This window comes from Burkholderia sp. MS455 (assembly GCF_016899445.1).
In the GTDB taxonomy this organism is placed as follows: Bacteria; Pseudomonadota; Gammaproteobacteria; order Burkholderiales; family Burkholderiaceae; genus Burkholderia; species Burkholderia pyrrocinia_C.
Genome location: NZ_CP041778.1, coordinates 1,317,553 through 1,333,917, shown reverse-complemented (window position 1 = coordinate 1,333,917; position 16,365 = coordinate 1,317,553). Strand labels below are relative to the sequence as shown.

The following is a 16,365-nucleotide window of genomic DNA, read 5'->3' as shown; positions in this document are numbered from 1 at the left end:
GCCTATAGACCCGGTCAACTCATGGAAGAGAAACATCACAGCTCCGTCGGCATCCAGGTGGACGAACACGGCATGCACCTGCCGACGCGCACGTCGGTGTCGCGGCGCGGGCGAATCGTGCTGATCGTGATCGGCGTGCTGCTGGCCGCCGGCGCCGCGCGCACGATCGTCGTCAACGTGCTGAACCGCAACCGGCTCGACGCGATCGCCGAGCAGAACACGCGCCAGTACGTGAACGTCGTGCGCCCGGCCGACGCGGCCACCGGCGGCAAGCTGACGCTGCCGGGCACGCTGCGCGGCTTCGTCGAGGCGCCGATCTACGCGCGCGCGAGCGGCTATGTGCTGCGCTGGCAGGCCGATATCGGCGCGCACGTGAAGCAGGGGCAAGTGCTCGCCGAACTCGACACGCCCGAACTGAACCAGGAGCTCGCGCAGGCCACCGCGCAGCGCCAGCAGGCGCAGGCAGCACTCGCGCTCGCGAAGACGTCGTTCGACCGCGCGCAGCAGTTGCGCCAGCGCGATGCGGTGTCGCAGCAGGAACTCGACGACCGCCAGGGCGCATTCAACCAGGGCACCGCGAACCTCGCCGCGGCCGATGCGAACATGCGCCGGCTCACCGAACTGAAGGGTTTCCAGCGGATCGTCGCGCCGATCGACGGGATCGTCACGCAGCGCAACGTCGACGTCGGCGATCTCGTCAGCTCCGGCAACGCGGGCCGCTCGCTGTTCACGGTCGTGCAGGCCGACCGGTTGCGCCTCTACGTTCAGGTGCCGCAGGCGTACGCGCAGCAGGTGAAGGTCGGCCAGCACGTGAGCGTCGCGCAGGCCGAGCTGCCGGGCCGGACCTTCGACGGCACGATCACGCGCACGTCCGGGTCGATCGATGTCGCGACGCGTTCGCTGCAGATCGAGATAACGCTGCCGAACCCGGATGCACGGCTGCTGCCCGGCGCATACGTGCAGGCGACGCTGCCGATGACGCCGGTCGGCCGCCTGCAGATTCCGGCCAATACGCTGCTGTTCCGCGCCGAAGGCCCGACGGTCGCGACCGTCGACGCGAACGGCCAGGTCCGCCTGAAACCGGTGACAGTCGTGCGCACGATCGGGCAGACGCTCGAAGTCGACGGGCCGATCACGCCGAACGACCGCCTGGTCGCGAACCCGAGCGACGCGCTCGCGAACGGCGATCCGGTCGTCGTGTCGGCGCCGGCGGCCAAACCCGCATCGGCCGTCGCGGGAGCGAAGTCGTGATCGCGATGCGCACCCGCGTGCGGCCCGCGGCGCTCGCCGCCGTCATGGCGGCAGCCGCCGTCGCCGGCTGCACGGTCGGCCCCGACTACCGGCGCCCGGCCGTCGATACGCCGGCCGCGTGGCGGCTCGACCCGGCCGACGCGTACTGGCATCCGGCCGCACCGGCCCGGGCGCCGCTCGATCCCGCGTGGTGGACCGCGTTCGGCGATCCGCAGCTCGACGCGCTCGAAGCCGACGCGCTGCGCAACAACCAGAACCTGAAGGCCGTCGCCGCGCGCTACGACCAGGCGAAGGCGACGCTCGCATCGGTCGCGTCCGCGCAGTATCCGGTGGTCGGCCTGAACGCGAGCGGCCAGCGCTTCAAGATCTCCGCCGACCGGCCGCAGACCAACTACGCGACGCGCAGCATGTCGACCGTGCAGAACGAGATTCAGGTCGGCGCGAGCGTCAGCTACGAGCTCGACTTGTTCGGGCGCGTGCGGCGCAGCGTCGAATCCGCGCAGGCGAGCACCGAGCAGGCGCACGACGATTTCGCGAACGCGCGCCTCGTGCTGACCGCCGATCTCGCGTCGAGCTATTTCGCGCTGCGCGAGTTCGACAGCGAGATCGACGTCGTCAAGCGCTCGATCGACCTGCAGCAAAAGGCGCTCGACTACGTGAGTGCGCGCCACGAACTCGGTGCCGTGTCGGGCCTCGACCTGCTGCAGCAGCGCTCGCAGCTCGACGCGACGCGCACGCAGGCACAGTTGCTGATCCAGCAGCGCGCGCAGGTCGAAACCGCGATCGCGACGCTGGTCGGCACGCCGGCCCCCGAATTCTCGCTGCCGCCGCGCGTGGTGCCGATCAACGCGCCCGCGCTGCCGACCGGCATGCCGAGCGACCTGCTGCAGCGGCGCCCCGATGTCGCGTCGGCCGAGCGCGCGATGGCGGCCGCGAACGCGCAGATCGGCGTTGCGCGCGCCGCGTATTTCCCGCGCATCGCGCTGTCGCCGGACATCGGCTGGGATGCGACGCGCTTCGCGAGCCTGTTCACCGTGCCGGCGCTGCTGTGGTCGGTCGGCGCGTCGATCAGCCAGCCGCTGTTCGAAGGCGGCAAGCTGAAGGCCGGCGTCGATTTCGCGCAGGCCGGTTATGCCGCCGCGCAGGCCGGCTACCGGCAGACCGTGCTCACCGCGTTCCAGGAGGTGCAAAATGCGGTGACGGGCCTGTCGGTGCTGGCCGACGCCGCCCAGCAGGCAGCGGCGGCCGTCGACGACGCGCGCAAGCTCGTGTCGCTCGCGCAGGACCGCTACGCGGGCGGCCTGACGCCGTTCATCGACGTGCTGACGGCGCAGCAGCAACTGCTGACGAGCGAGCGCCAGGCCGTGCAGATCCAGGGCCAGCGCGCGGCGCTCGTCGTCTTTCTCGCGAAGGCGCTCGGCGGCGGCTGGGACGGCGATGCGACGAGCGGCCCCGCGCCGTCCGGCCCGCAGCGCACCGCGGGCGTCGGCCCTTAACCCGGTTACGCGGAACAACAACATGAAAGTCCTGATCGTCGAAGACGAACCGAAAGTCGTCGAATATCTGAAGAGCGGCCTGACCGAGGAAGGCTGGGTCGTCGACACCGCGCTCGACGGCGAGGATGGCGCATGGAAGGCCGTCGAATTCGACTACGACGTGGTCGTGCTCGACGTGATGCTGCCGAAGCTCGACGGCTTCGGCGTGCTGCGTGCATTGCGCGCGCAGAAGCAGACGCCCGTCATCATGCTGACCGCGCGCGACCGCGTCGACGACCGCGTGCGCGGGCTGCGCGGCGGCGCCGACGACTACCTGACCAAGCCCTTCTCGTTCCTCGAGCTGATCGAACGGCTGCGCGCGCTGACGCGCCGCGCGCGCGTGCAGGAATCGACGCTGATCTCGATCGGCGACCTGCGCGTGGACCTGATCGGCCGCCGCGCGACCCGCGACGGCACGCGGCTCGACCTGACCGCGCAGGAATTCCAGCTGCTCGGCGTGCTCGCGCGGCGCAGCGGCGAGGTGTTGTCGAAGACGACGATCGCCGAACTCGTGTGGGACGTAAACTTCGACAGCAACGCGAACGTCGTCGAGACGGCGATCAAGCGCCTGCGCGCGAAACTCGACGGCCCGTTCGCGGACAAGCTGCTGCACACGATCCGCGGGATGGGCTACGTGCTCGAGGCGCGCGAGGACGGCGACACCGAGAGGCAGGCATGAAACGCTCGATCGTCCTGCGGCTGTCTGCGATGTTCGGCATCGTGTCGCTGCTCGTGTTCACGCTGGTCGGCTGCGGGCTGTTCGTGATGATGGAGCGCCAGCTGTTCGCCGAGCTGCGCGCGACGCTCGACACGCGCACCAAGGTCGCCGAGATGATCGTGTCGCATGCGACGACGGCCACACGCGGGCGGCTCATGCAGGAAAAGCTGGCCGACCTGGAACCGCCCGACGGCTCGACGCGCTACCAGGTCGACAGCACGAACCCGGCATTTCGCTTCGGTACGCCGGTGAACGGCGTGCCCGTCGATCCGCCGTTCGGCGCGTTCCAGCGCTACGCGCTCAACGACAGCAGCTACGACGTGATGACGAAGACCGTCACGGTCGCCGGCAACGGCGAGCGTCCGACGCTGAAGCTGATCGTCGCCAGTTCGTGCGAGCGCACGCAGCGGATGCTGCGCCGCTTCGGCTTGACGCTCGCGGCGCTGATCGCCACCGCCACCGTCATCACGCTGCTGCTGAGCCGCGCGGTCGCGCGCTTCGGGCTCGCGCCGCTCGACCGGCTGTCGCAGGATGCGGCGACGGTCAGCGCCACGAACCGCCGCCAGCGGCTGCACACCGACGCGCTGCCGGCCGAGCTGCGCGACCTCGCCACCTCGTTCAACGGCGCGCTCGAACGCATCCAGCAAACCTACGCGCGGCTCGAGGCCTTCAACGCGGACGTCGCGCACGAGCTGCGCACGCCGGTCAGCATCCTGATCGGCCAGACCCAGGTCGCGCTGACGAGCCGCGATCGCTCGGTCGACCGGATGCGCCAAACGCTGCAGTCGAACCTCGAGGAATTCGAGCGGCTGCGCGTGATCATCAACGACATGCTGTTTCTGTCGCGCAGCGATCGCGGCGAACGCGCGACCGACCTGAAGGACGTGTCGCTCGCCGACGAGGTGCGGCGCATGCTCGATTTCCTCGAGATCCCGCTCGACGAGGCGCAATTGCGCGCCGAACTGCACGGCGATGCGCGCGCTGCCGTCGATCCGTCGCTGTTCCGCCGCGCGATGACGAACCTGCTGATCAACGCGATCCAGCATTCGGCGCCCGGCGCGACGCTGCACGTGACGATCGCGCGCCGCGACACGCTCGTCGAGATGGCCGTGTCGAACCCCGGCGAGCCGATCGATCCGGTACAGCGCTCGCACGTGTTCGAGCGCTTCTACCGGCTCGAGGAAGCGCGCGCGAACAGCAAGGAGAACCACGGGCTCGGGCTGTCGATCGTCAAGGCCGTGGCCGAGATGCACGGCGGCGGCGTGTTCGTCGCGTGCTCGGGCGGCATCAATACGTTCGGCTTCTCGGTGTCGACGGAACCCCGCGCGGGCGGTCCGCTACGCGCGGCCGATGCCCTCGGTTCGGCCGATCCACACGACACGCGGCCGGCGCACGCGCCGCGCGCATTGCACTGACGGCGGCCCACCGCCGAGGGTTGTTTTCTTCAATACGTACCGGTGCGGCTCCCATAGTCTCGATGCGACTTTCGACATTTCGCATGGAGACACCCAATGAGCATGCTGGTTTCGATGGCCGCGTTCGCGCTGGCGTCGTCGATCACGCCCGGTCCCGTCAACATCGTCGCGCTCAGTGCGGGCGCCCGCCACGGCCTCGGCGCGAGCCTGCGCTATGCGGCCGGCGCGACGCTCGGCTTCGTCGCGCTGTTCCTGCTGATCGGCCTCGGCCTGCACGCGGCGCTCGTGCGCTGGCCCGTGCTGACGACCGCCACGCAGTGGTCGGGGATCGCGTTCCTGCTGTACATGGCGCTGCGTCTCGCGCTCGACGACGGCCGACTGTCGGCCGATCCGAACGTAGCCGGCCCGTCGGCGGCGGCCGGCGCGGCGATGCAGTGGCTGAATCCGAAGGCGTGGCTCGCGTGCGTGGCCGCGATGGGCGCGTATGCGGCCGATGGCGACCGCGCGCAGGTCTGGCAATTCGCCGCGCTGTATCTGGTGATCTGTTTCGCGTCGATCGCGTGCTGGGGCTATGCGGGCGCGTCGCTGCGGCACCGGCTCGCGAACGCGCGGCGCATGCGCATGTTCAACCGGCTGATGGCGCTGCTGCTCGCGGGCAGCGCGCTGTTCCTGCTCGACGTCTAGCCGGCCGGCCCGCAGATCGGGCGCCTTGGCGCAGCGACGGCGCAAGCGCACTCCACACTCCGCCGCCCTGGCGCTCAGCTCATGGCGCTACGGTACTGCCCGGGCGTCGCGGCCGCGATCCGCCGGAACGCACGCTGGAAGTGCGCCTGGTCCGCGAATCCTGCGTCGAGCGCGACGTCGGCGATCGGCCGGCCGCGGCGCAGCTCGGTGCGGCCGTACTGCACGCGGCGATCGATCAGGAACGCATGCGGCGTCATCCCGTAGCGCGCGTTGAACGCACGGATCAGGTACGACGGCGACAGGTCGGCGGCCGCGCAGATCGCATCGAGCGTCACGCCCTCGCGGCAATGCGCGGCGATGTAGTCGGCCGCGCGCGCGAGCTTTGCGTTGTCGTCGCCCGGCCGCGGATCGGGCAGCTCGCGATCGAGCGCGCCGTGCAGTTGCGTGAAGAATTCGACCGCCGCGCTCTCCTTGCCTAGAGGATCGATGCCGGGCGACACGAGCGCGCGGTAGAAGACGCCAAATTGCGCGAACAGGTCGCGCCGCTCCGTCAACTTCGGCGAAAACCCGTGAAAATCGCCGTTCGGATCGCGACCCAGCGAATGCTGCAGCCGCGCGAGCCATGGAACGTCGACGTAGACCATCCGGTACGCCCATGCGTCGGGGCCGTACGGATTGCACGCGTGCACCTGCTCCGGATCGATGATCACGAGCACGCCGCGCCCGACATGCGCGTTCGTCGCGCCGTTCACGTAGGTGCTCGTACCGCCGACGATCGCGCCCACCGAAAACGTGTCGTGCGTGTGCTTCGCGTAGCAGATCGCGCGCCCGTCGTCGACGGTGCGCGCCTCGATGAACGGCAGCGCGGCATCGCGCCAGAACGGCGACGGTACGGCGGATCGGTTGGAGATACGGCTCACGCGGCGGACTCCTGGTTCGGGCAGCGAACGCTCACCGTACAAGACTGCGCGGGCCGATGCAACCCGCGCTTTGCAGCTTCGAAGCCGAATCGCGCCGTTTCGCCTAAGCTTTGAAATCCGGCCGCCGCGACACGCGCGGCGGTTCCCGTTCACTCCTCTCCCGTCACGCTCATGCACATCGATCTGAAAGGCAAGACCGCGGTCGTCACCGCCTCCACCGCCGGCATCGGGCTCGCGATCGCCGAAGGGCTCGCGCGCGCCGGTGCGCGCGTCGTCGTCAACGGCCGCAGCGACGCATCGGTACTGTCCGCGCTCGCGCAACTGCGCACCGCCGTGCCCGGCGCGAGCTTCGAGGGCGTCGCCGCCGACCTGTCCGACGCGGCCGGCGTCGCGCGCGTCACGCAGCACACGCCCGATGCGGACATCCTCGTCAACAACGCGGGCATCTACGGCCTGAAGGCGTTCTTCGACATCGACGACGCCGAATGGGAACATTACTTCCAGATGAACGTGATGTCCGGCGTGCGGCTCGCGCGGCATTACTTGAAGGGGATGATCGAACGCAATGCCGGGCGCATCGTGTTCATTTCGTCGGAATCGGGCCTGAACATCCCGGTCGACATGATTCACTACGGGTTCACGAAAACCGCGCAACTGTCGATCTCGCGCGGCCTCGCGAAGCTCGCCGCCGGCACCCATGTGACCGTCAACTCGGTGCTGCCGGGGCCGACGCTGTCGGAAGGCGTACGCGCGCTGCTGAAGGAAACGGCCGACAAAACGGGCCGCAGCGTCGAAGACGTGGCCGTGGACTTCGTGCGCGATCATCGCTCGAGCTCGATCATCCAGCGACCCGCGACGCCCGAGGAAGTCGCGAACATGGTCGTGTACGTATGCTCGCCGCAGGCTTCGGCGACCACGGGTGCGGCGTTGCGCGTCGACGGCGGCGTGGTCGACACGCTCGCATGACCGCTCACGCGCGGCGCACCGCTTCGCGCTAGCGCGAAGCGGCCTTGTCCGGCTGGAGCGTGCCCTTTCGATCGGCATCCATGCAGGTATCGAAGCCGTACTGCGTGACGACACCGGCCTTGTCGAATACGACGAAGTAAGGCCGGTGATCGTTGCCGTGCTCGATGAAGTAGTTGTAGCAGACGCCGCTGCCGTTGCGGACCATCCATACGCTGCGCGGGTTGCCGCCGGCGCGTACGACATCGGCGCGCGTCGCGCCATGCCGCGACGCGGCCCGCGCGAGCGGCGTACGCGAATACGAGAACGGCAGCCACGGGTCGAACCACGCGCAGCCGTGCAACATCAGGCAGCCGGCCGCCAAGGATAGCGTCGCCGCGGGACGGGACATCGAAATCAATCGCATGCTTGGGGAATTCTGCCGCGCCATGCCGGCGTGATCGAAAGCCCCATGCTACTAGACCTTTGGGTCCGGATCGAAAAGAAATGTAGAGATCCGTATGCAAACCCCTGCCCGGCATGCCCCGTGCGCAAGCCGGATCGTTGCCGATCGTTGCGGCCGGCGCATGTTTGCACGCGCCCCCATCCCTTCGCGCCGATCCATCGGATCGGCGCGACGGCGGGCATCGTCACGCGATCCATTCGGCCCACAGCATCGTCAGCACCGTCATCAGCGCGGGGCCGACGAACAGGCCGATCAGGCCGAACGTCTCGGCGCCGCCGAGGATGCCGAACAGCACGAGCAGGAACGGCAGCCGCGCCGAACTGCCGATCAGCACCGGCCGCACGAAATGCTCGGCGACGAACACGACGACGAAACCGAGCACCGCAACCACGACGGCCCATACGGTCGCGCCCTGCACGAACAGCCAGAGCGCCGCGCCGCAGAACACGATCGGCGCGCAGAACGGCAGCATCGCGGCAATCGCCGTGACGAGTCCGAGCAGCGCCGCATGCGGCACGCCCGCGAGCGCATAGGCGACGCCGAGCAGCGCACCCTCGCCGAGCCCGACGACCACGAGCCCCGTCACCGTGCCGTACACGGCCTTGACCATGCGCTCGATCAGTTCCGCGCCGTTGCGCCCGAACGCGCGCTGCCCGCCCTGCAGCAATGCGCCCGACAGCTTGTGGCCCGCGCGCAGGATCACGAACAGCGTGACGAGCATGAAGCCGAATTCGAGCAGCGCATGCGCGAGCTTCGTGCCGAACTGCCGGCCGAACGCGAGGAATTTCTCGCTGTTGACGCCGTGCATCGCGCTGGCCGCATGCAGCGGATGACCGAGATTGGCCTGCCACCACTCGGTGATCTGCGCCGAACCGTAAGGCAGCCGGCCGACGACGTCGGGCAACGGAATGCCGTTGTCCTGGATCGTACGCAGCCACTCGCGCAGGTCGTGCGCCTGCCCGATCGCCTGGGTTGCCGCGATGGCGATCGGCAGCACGACGAGCAGCGAGATCGCCGCCGTGATGACGAGCGCGTTGACCGTAGGCCGGTTGCGGAACAGCCGGTGCGATTCGAAGCGTTTCAGCAGCGGCCACATCGCGATGGCGATCACGCAGGCCCACGCGATGGCGGGAATGAAGTCGCGGATCACCCACAGCGCGAGCACCAGCAGCGCCGCATACAGCGCGACGCGAGCGATCTGCTGCGCGCGCGGCTGCGCGGCGGCCTCGTGAGACGACGGCACATGTGCGTCCATGGCACCTCTGTCGAAATGGAAAAATGGCGGTTCGCGCAGGCAACCGGCCTGCACGAACCGCCATTCTATCCATCGGCACCGGATCGGCGGCGCGCGTCACACGCGGGCCGCCGCGGCGCCATGTTGCCGCGTCCGCTCAGGCCACCTTGTCGGCGATCCGGTAACGCTCCAGCCAGTGCGCGTACGGCGCGGGCAGCGTCCACGACGGGCGCTCGACGCCAAGCTGCTTCGCCGCGTAGTACGGCCAGTGCGGATCGGCCAGATGCGCGCGGCCGACCATCACGAGATCGAGCTGTTCTTCCGCAACCACGCGGTTCGCCAGTTGCGGCGTGTCGATCCCCCACGCGGACGACACCGGCAACCCGGCCTCGCGGCGCACGCGCTCGGCGATCGGCGCGAGGAACGCCGGGCCCCACGGAATCTGCGCATCGGGTGTCGAGAAGCCGACCGACACGCTCAGCATGTCGAGCCCTTCCCGCTTCATCCGCTGCGTGAGCGCGATCGACTCGGCGAGCGTCTCTTCGTCGCGGCCGTCGTATTCGATCACGCCAAGGCGCGCGGTCAGCGGCAGATGCTCGGGCCATACCTTGCGGACGGCCGCGAGCGTCTCGACGACGAAACGGCCGCGGTTCTCGGCCGAACCGCCGTATTCGTCGGTGCGGTGGTTCGAATGCACCGAGAAGAAGCTCTGGCCGAGATAACCGTGCGCGAAGTGCAGTTCGAGCCATTCGAAGCCCAGGTCGCGCGCGCGCTTCGCCGCTGCGACGAAGTCGGCCTGCACGCGGGCGATGTCGTCGTGCGTCATTTCGCGCGGCACCTTCGGCAGATGCGCGCCGAACGGCACGGCCGACGGCGCGATGGTCTGCCAGCCGCGCGGATCGCCGTCGGCGATATGGTCGTCGCCTTCCCACGGACGGTTCGCGCTCGCCTTGCGGCCCGCGTGCGCGATCTGGATGCCGGGCACCGAGCCCGCTGCCTTGATCGCCGCGACCGACGGCGCGAACGCTTCGGCCTGCGCATCGTTCCACAGCCCCGCGCAGCCCGGCGTGATGCGCCCTTCCGGCGACACGGCCGTCGCCTCCGCGATCACGAGGCCCGCGCCGCCGCGCGCGATGCCGGCCAGATGCACGTGATGCCAGTCGTTGACGACGCCGTCTTCGGCGACGTACTGGCACATCGGCGGCACCGCGATGCGGTTGCGCAGCGTGACATCCTTGAGTTTGAACGGTTCGAACAGGGCAGACATCCACGACTCCTTTGCTTGGTTCTGCAAAACGACTGGGAACTCGCCGGGCGATGCGCACGGCGGAACGATTCGGGCCGTCGTCGGGGCGGCTGCGCCCGGCGACGGATACGGAACGGCGCCGGCCGGGCCGGCGCCGGATGCTTACCGGCGGCCGAGCTTCGCGAGCAGCGCCTCGGCCGCGGGCGCCGACGACGCGGGGTTCTGCCCCGTGATCAGCAGCCCGTCGGTGACGACATGCGGCGCCCAGTCGGCGCTGCGCTCGAATTCCGCGCCGTTGGTCTTCAGCATGTCCTCGACGAGGAACGGCACGACTTCCGTCAGCTCGACGGCCGCTTCCTCGCTGTTGGTGAACCCCGTCACGCGCTTGCCGCGCACGACCGATTCGCCGGTTGCCGGGTTCTTCACGTGACGCAGCACGCCCGGCGCGTGGCAGACGGCCGCGACCGGCTTGCCGGCCGCGAGCGTGCGCTCGATCAGGCCGATCGAATGCAGATCCTCGGCGAGATCCCACAGCGGGCCGTGGCCGCCCGGGTAGAACACCGCGTCGTAGTCGTCGGCCGACACGTCGGCAAGCTTGCGCGTCGACGCGAGTTCGGCCTTGGCCGCCGGATCGGCGTCGAAGCGGCGCGTTGCGTCGGTCTGTGCGGACGGATCGCTGCTTTTCGGGTCGAGCGGCGGCTGGCCGCCCTTCGGCGAAACCAGCGTCAGCTCGACGCCCGCATCCTTGAACGCGTAGTACGGCGCGGCCAGTTCCTCGAGCCAGAAGCCGGTCTTCTTGCCGGTGTCGCCGAGCGTGTCGTGCGAGGTCAGGACAACCAGAATCTTCATGATCGAAACTCCTTCGAAAATGGACGGGAACGCTGCCGCGCAACCGGGGCGGTCGGCGCGACACGCCTGTCGGTTAGTCCGCTATGGCGCGTCAACGTGCGACTCGCGTATCCGAATACCGTGCGCGCCTATTAGACCAGTCGTCTAGAAAAATCCCAAATAAAACGACGGCGTACGCTGCACGATCGGCATCGCAGCGCGAAATGGCAATTTCGCGTCTTCGTTGCACGCGCCAGCGAACGTCGTCGCATTCACGAGGACGCATGATATCCACGGATTAGACCAGTCGTCTAGTAAATGGCCATTCGCCCCTGCCGTCGTCATGGCCTTTTCGACCGGGCGCGATCCGGCAACGTCCGCCACCGATCGCGCCCCGCCCGTGTCCGTCGCGCCGGCTAGCCGCGCAACGGGCCGTCCGTATCGCCGGCCTCGATTACCGGCGCCTCGAGTCGATGCCCGCATGCACCGTCGTCCAGCCGCCTCAGCATCAATTCCGCCAGCGCGCGTCCCGACGCGTGCCCGGTCGGCTGGATGACGGCCGTCACGCGATGCGGATGCGCGATGTCCGGCGGCACGCCGTCGTAGACGATCAACGACATGTCCTGCCCCGGCCGCAGCCCGCTGTCCACGAGCGCCCGAAACGCGCCGCCGCCCGCGATGTTGTTGTCGACCAGCAGCGCCGTCGGCCGCTCGGCGCGCGCGAGCAGCGCCCGCGCGGCCTGCAGCCCGCCGTCGTGCGTAAACGTACACTCGACGAGCAACGCCGGATCCGGCTCGATACCGGCCTCGCGCAATGCCGACAGATAGCCTGCGCGACGCTGCGCGGCGAAATTCAGCGCAAGCGGCGCGCTGATCATCGCAATGCGCCGATGCCCGAAGCCGGTCAGCCGGCGGACGGCATCGCGCGCGCCCGCCTCGTTGTCGAAATCGAACCACGCATACGGCTCGGCCGTTTGCGTGCGACCGTATGCGACGTACGGAAACGCGTTCGACTGCAGGTACGCAATGCGCGGATCGTCGACCAGCGTGCGCGCGACGATCAGCCCGTCGACGAGCTTGCCGTCGACGATCCGCCGATAGGTGTCCAGTTCCGCATTCGGTCGCGCAGACGCGATGATGAAATCGAGATTGCGCTCGGCCAGCCGCTCGGTGATGCCCGCGACGACCTCGCCGAAACGCGGATCGCCGAGATCGCCCGCGCCGAACGGATAGACGATCCCGATCACGTCCGCCCGCCCGGTCGCGAGCCGGCGCGCGGTCGGGTCCGCCACATAGCCCATTTCCCGGGCGGCCTTCGCCACGCGCTCGCGGGTCGCCTCGCTGACGTCGTCGTAACCGTTCAACGCACGGCTGACCGTCGTCCGCGACAGCCCGAGCGCATCCGACAGCGCCTTCAGATTCACCTTCACGGTCGCTCCTCGTTTTCGCCGGCCCGGCCGGATGCCCAGATACCCGGACGCCGGATGCCCGGACGCCTCAATCGGGTAATTATTTCCATTTGGTAAGCATTACCGCCAAATAAATATCTTTTGCGTTCCAAACCGGTTTGAAATAGTATCCAAACCGGTTTGGACATCGATGCCACCTTCAGCCGTTCCCTTTCACCGTCAACTGAAACAACGCCGAGATGACACACTTTCCTTTTTGCCGCGCGACTGCGGCCAAACGTTTGCTGTTCGCTGGCGCGGCACTGGCCGCCTTCGCGTCCGCTTCGTCCGTTACGCACGCGCAGAGCGCCGGCGCCCCCGCGCCCACGCCGCATACGCAGCAGGCCTACGATCCCGAAGGCAACTTCACGATGCGCTGGACCCGCGCGGACATCCGCCAGATCGTCGCACAGTCGCATACGGCCGGCGCCGACAGGAACTCGCTGCCGCAAGCGCTGACGATGCCGGACATCCCGCAGGATTTCCCGCTGATCAACTCGAACGTGTGGGTCTGGGACACCTGGCCGCTGGCCGACCTGCGCGCGAACCAGCTCAGCTACAAGGGCTGGGAGGTGATCTTCTCGCTCACCGCCGATCCGCATGCGGGCTACACGTTCGATGACCGCCACGTCCATGCGCGCATCGGCTTCTTCTACCGCCGCGCGGGCGTCCCCGCGTCGCAGCGCCCCGCCAACGGCGGCTGGACCTGGGGCGGCCACCTGTTCCCGGACGGCGCGAGCGCCAAGGTGTTCGGCACCGCGCCGATGACCAACAACGCCGAATGGTCGGGTTCGGCGCGCCTCACGCACGGCGACAACGTCAGCCTCTACTACACCGCGACGTCGTTCAACCGCTCGGCGCCCGGCGGTGCCGACATCACGCCGCCGCAGGCGATCATCACGCGCGCCGACGGTCACATCCACGCCGACGACAAGCACGTGTGGTTCAGCGGCTTCGACGATCACAAGGCGCTGCTGCAGCCGGACGGCAACTACTACCAGACCGGCCAGCAGAATACCTACTTCTCGTTCCGCGATCCGTTCGTGTTCACCGATCCCGCGCACCCGGGCAAGACCTACATGGTGTTCGAAGGCAATACGGGCGGCCAGCGCGGCGCACGCACCTGCACCGAGGCCGATCTCGGCTACGCGCCGAACGATCCGTACAAGGAAGATCTCAACGCGGTGATGAATTCGGGCGCAGTGTATCAAAAGGCCAATGTCGGCCTCGCGGTCGCGACGAACCCGCAGTTGACGGAATGGAAGTTCCTGCCGCCGCTCCTGTCGGCGAACTGCGTCGACGACCAGACCGAGCGCCCGCAGATCTACCTGAAGGACGGCAAGTACTACCTGTTCACGATCAGCCACCGTACGACGATGGCCGCGGGTGTCGACGGGCCGGACGGCGTGTACGGCTTCGTCGGCAACGGCATCCGCAGCGACTTCCTGCCGCTGAACGGCGGCGGCCTCGTGCTCGGCAACCCGACCGACTTCTCCGCACCGGCCGGCGCGCCGTATTCGCAGGATCCGAACCAGAACCCGCGCGAATTCCAGTCGTATTCGCACTACGTGATGCCGGGCGGGCTCGTCGAGTCGTTCATCGACGCGATCGGCCCGCGGCGCGGCGGCACGCTCGCGCCGACGGTGAAGGTCAACATCAACGGCACGTCGACGGCGGTCGACCGCGCGTACGGACGCGGCGGGCTCGGCGGTTACGGCGATATCCCGGCGAACCTGCCGGCGACGGGCGCCGACCACAACGACGGCCCGGGCACCCGCCCGTAACGGCCGCGGCGGGCTACCGCCCGCAAGCGTTGAGGCGGCGCACATCGCGCGTGTCGCGTGCGCGCCGCTTTTTTTTCTTCCGCAGATCGCGCGTGCCGCCTTTGCAAGCGGCACGCGCCCTCCTTTCCCGCTTCGCGCGTCGGAGCACGGAACCCCGCATGAGATCGACGTTTTCCCGCTTTTCCTTCCGGATCGCCCGGCTGCTGCTCGCCTGTGCGGCGGGCGCGGCCTGCACGCAGGCCGCCGCCGCGCCCTGCGCCGCATCGACCGAAAACGGCACGCCGCAATGGCGCCCCGCGCTGCATTACACGCCGCAGCGCAACTGGATGAACGATCCCAACGGCCTCGTCTACGACGATGGCCGCTACCACCTGTTTTATCAGTACAACCCGCTCGGCAACGATTGGGGCAACATGTCGTGGGGCCATGCGACCAGCACCGATCTCGTCCACTGGCGCGAGCAACCGGTCGCGATGCGCGCGAACGCCACCGAGGAAATCTTCTCCGGCTCGATCGTCGCCGATACGCACAACACGTCGGGCCTCGGGTCGCCAGGCAAGACACCGCTGGTTGCGCTTTACACGAGTGTCTACAAGGACGGCTCCGGCCACGCGCCCGGCACGCAGGCGCAGTCGCTCGCCTACAGCGTCGACCACGGCGCGACGTGGCAGCCCTACGCGCACAACCCCGTGCTCACGCTCGATCCCGAATCGAAGCAGTTCCGCGACCCCAAGGTGTCGTGGTACGCGCCGGGGCATTACTGGCTGATGACGACGGTCGTCGCCGACGCGCAGGTCGTCAAGCTCTATCGCTCCGACGACCTGGTCAACTGGTCGTTCCTGAGCGACTTCACGTTGCCGGACGTGCCGCATGCAGGCGCACTGTGGGAGATGCCCGACCTCGTGCCGCTGCCGCTCGACGGCGATCCCCGACGCATCAAGTGGGTAATGATCGTCAATGTGAATCCGTGGTCGATCGCGGGCGGCTCGGGCGCGATGTATTTCGTCGGCGACTTCGACGGCCGCACGTTCACGCCCGATCGCGTCGCGCCGGCCGGTTCCGATCCCGCCCGGTTCCGCTGGGTCGATCACGGCGCCGACTTTTATGCCGCAGGCACCTTCTCGGGCGCGCCCGGCACTCGGCCGGTCGCGATCGCGTGGATGAGCAACTGGGATTACGCGGCAAAAGTGCCGACGACGCCGTGGCGCGGCGCGACGACCCTGCCGCGCGAGCTGGCGCTGAAGACGATCGACGGCGAACCCCGGCTCGTCGCCGCGCCGGCCGCCGCGTTCGACGCGTGGGCGGACGGCAGGCCCGCCGTGCACGAAGGCGAGCTCGCCGTCGAGTCCGCCACGCGCGAGCTGTCGGCGGCGACGCGCGGCGTCGCGCAACGCATCACGGTGACGATTGCGCCGCAGCGCGCGGCGCGCGCGGGCCTGATCGTCCGGCGCTCGGCGGACGGCACGACCGGCACCCGGATCGTGTACGACACGGCAAAACGCACGCTGACGCTCGACCGCTCGCAGTCCGGCGAAGCGAATTTCGCCGGCACGTTCAGCCGCGAGCATATCGTCGACCTGCCGCTCGAACACGGGCAACTGCGGCTCGAAATCGTCGTCGATCGCGGGTCGGTCGAAGTGTTTGCGAACGGCGGCCGCGTCACGCTCACCGACCTGATCTTTCCGCCGCTCGATGCGGACCGCGTCGCGGTGTTTGCCGAGCACGGCCGCGCGACGTTCTCGGGGCTCACGGTGACGCAGCTCGAAGCCGGCGGCGATACGCGTAACACCTGCGCGGCGCGGTAGGTGCGGTTCGAGAGAGCGCGTCGCCCTTCCCGCATGCGACGGGGACCGTCGCGCGGCGCTGCGTCGGCCGGTGCGGTCCCCGCCGGCGT

The 16,365-nt window shown here is 68.8% G+C and carries 14 protein-coding genes; 8 read left to right on the top strand and 6 right to left on the bottom strand.

The genetic code is table 11. The features are described 5' to 3' along the window. Positions 1-21: 21 nt before the first annotated feature. The 5 genes from FPJ27_RS10605 to FPJ27_RS10585 all read left to right on the top strand — a co-directional run bounded on the left by FPJ27_RS10605 (position 22) and on the right by FPJ27_RS10585 (position 5,603). Positions 22-1,251, top strand: a complete 1,230-nt coding sequence (locus tag FPJ27_RS10605) for an efflux RND transporter periplasmic adaptor subunit (protein WP_204422849.1) — start codon at positions 22-24, stop codon at positions 1,249-1,251. A 5-nt stretch (positions 1,252-1,256) separates the two neighbouring features. Further along, on the top strand, positions 1,257-2,747 hold the full coding sequence (locus FPJ27_RS10600) for an efflux transporter outer membrane subunit (RefSeq protein ID WP_204423155.1): 1,491 nt from the start codon (positions 1,257-1,259) through the stop codon (positions 2,745-2,747). Between the two features lie 22 nt (positions 2,748-2,769). Then, positions 2,770-3,465: a heavy metal response regulator transcription factor gene (locus FPJ27_RS10595; protein WP_034179625.1), complete on the top strand. Its 696-nt coding sequence runs from the start codon at positions 2,770-2,772 to the stop codon at positions 3,463-3,465. Further along, on the top strand, positions 3,462-4,919 hold the full coding sequence (locus FPJ27_RS10590) for a heavy metal sensor histidine kinase (RefSeq protein ID WP_204422848.1): 1,458 nt from the start codon (positions 3,462-3,464) through the stop codon (positions 4,917-4,919). The genes FPJ27_RS10595 and FPJ27_RS10590 overlap by 4 nt, the downstream gene beginning before the upstream one ends. A gap of 96 nt (positions 4,920-5,015) precedes the next feature. Beyond that, complete coding sequence (locus FPJ27_RS10585) at positions 5,016-5,603, top strand: LysE family translocator (protein ID WP_204422847.1); 588 nt, start codon at positions 5,016-5,018, stop codon at positions 5,601-5,603. A 74-nt stretch (positions 5,604-5,677) separates the two neighbouring features. Here FPJ27_RS10585 and FPJ27_RS10580 read toward each other — a convergent pair whose 3' ends face one another. Further along, positions 5,678-6,523: an AraC family transcriptional regulator gene (locus FPJ27_RS10580; protein WP_204422846.1), complete on the bottom strand. Its 846-nt coding sequence runs from the start codon at positions 6,521-6,523 to the stop codon at positions 5,678-5,680. Positions 6,524-6,694: 171 nt separating this feature from the next. Between FPJ27_RS10580 and FPJ27_RS10575 the strand changes: the two genes are divergently transcribed. Beyond that, positions 6,695-7,489 carry an SDR family NAD(P)-dependent oxidoreductase gene (locus tag FPJ27_RS10575; RefSeq protein WP_204422845.1) on the top strand — a complete coding sequence of 265 codons (795 nt, stop codon included), beginning with the start codon at positions 6,695-6,697 and terminating at the stop codon, positions 7,487-7,489. 28 nt (positions 7,490-7,517) lie between these two features. On the opposite strand, the gene FPJ27_RS10570 is transcribed toward FPJ27_RS10575, so the two are convergent. The 5 genes from FPJ27_RS10570 to FPJ27_RS10550 all read right to left on the bottom strand — a co-directional run bounded on the left by FPJ27_RS10570 (position 7,518) and on the right by FPJ27_RS10550 (position 12,669). Beyond that, positions 7,518-7,892 (bottom strand): hypothetical protein, encoded by a 375-nt coding sequence (locus FPJ27_RS10570; RefSeq protein WP_051983619.1) that lies wholly within the window; start codon positions 7,890-7,892, stop codon positions 7,518-7,520. A gap of 223 nt (positions 7,893-8,115) precedes the next feature. Then, entirely contained in the window at positions 8,116-9,186 is a 1,071-nt protein-coding gene (locus FPJ27_RS10565; RefSeq protein ID WP_072436705.1) for an AI-2E family transporter, read from the bottom strand. A gap of 136 nt (positions 9,187-9,322) precedes the next feature. Beyond that, positions 9,323-10,432 carry an NADH:flavin oxidoreductase/NADH oxidase gene (locus tag FPJ27_RS10560; RefSeq protein ID WP_072436917.1) on the bottom strand — a complete coding sequence of 370 codons (1,110 nt, stop codon included), beginning with the start codon at positions 10,430-10,432 and terminating at the stop codon, positions 9,323-9,325. A 141-nt stretch (positions 10,433-10,573) separates the two neighbouring features. Continuing rightward, on the bottom strand, positions 10,574-11,260 hold the full coding sequence (locus tag FPJ27_RS10555) for a type 1 glutamine amidotransferase domain-containing protein (RefSeq protein ID WP_204422844.1): 687 nt from the start codon (positions 11,258-11,260) through the stop codon (positions 10,574-10,576). A 395-nt stretch (positions 11,261-11,655) separates the two neighbouring features. After that, the gene (locus FPJ27_RS10550; RefSeq protein WP_204422843.1) at positions 11,656-12,669 is read right to left on the bottom strand and encodes a substrate-binding domain-containing protein; all 1,014 of its coding nucleotides are present in this window, start codon (positions 12,667-12,669) and stop codon (positions 11,656-11,658) included. A 218-nt stretch (positions 12,670-12,887) separates the two neighbouring features. Here FPJ27_RS10550 and FPJ27_RS10545 point away from each other — a divergent pair, with 218 nt between their 5' ends. Further along, entirely contained in the window at positions 12,888-14,471 is a 1,584-nt protein-coding gene (locus FPJ27_RS10545; RefSeq protein ID WP_204422842.1) for a glycoside hydrolase family 68 protein, read from the top strand. Between the two features lie 158 nt (positions 14,472-14,629). Then, positions 14,630-16,276 (top strand): glycoside hydrolase family 32 protein, encoded by a 1,647-nt coding sequence (locus FPJ27_RS10540; protein ID WP_204422841.1) that lies wholly within the window; start codon positions 14,630-14,632, stop codon positions 16,274-16,276. Positions 16,277-16,365: the final 89 nt, after the last annotated feature.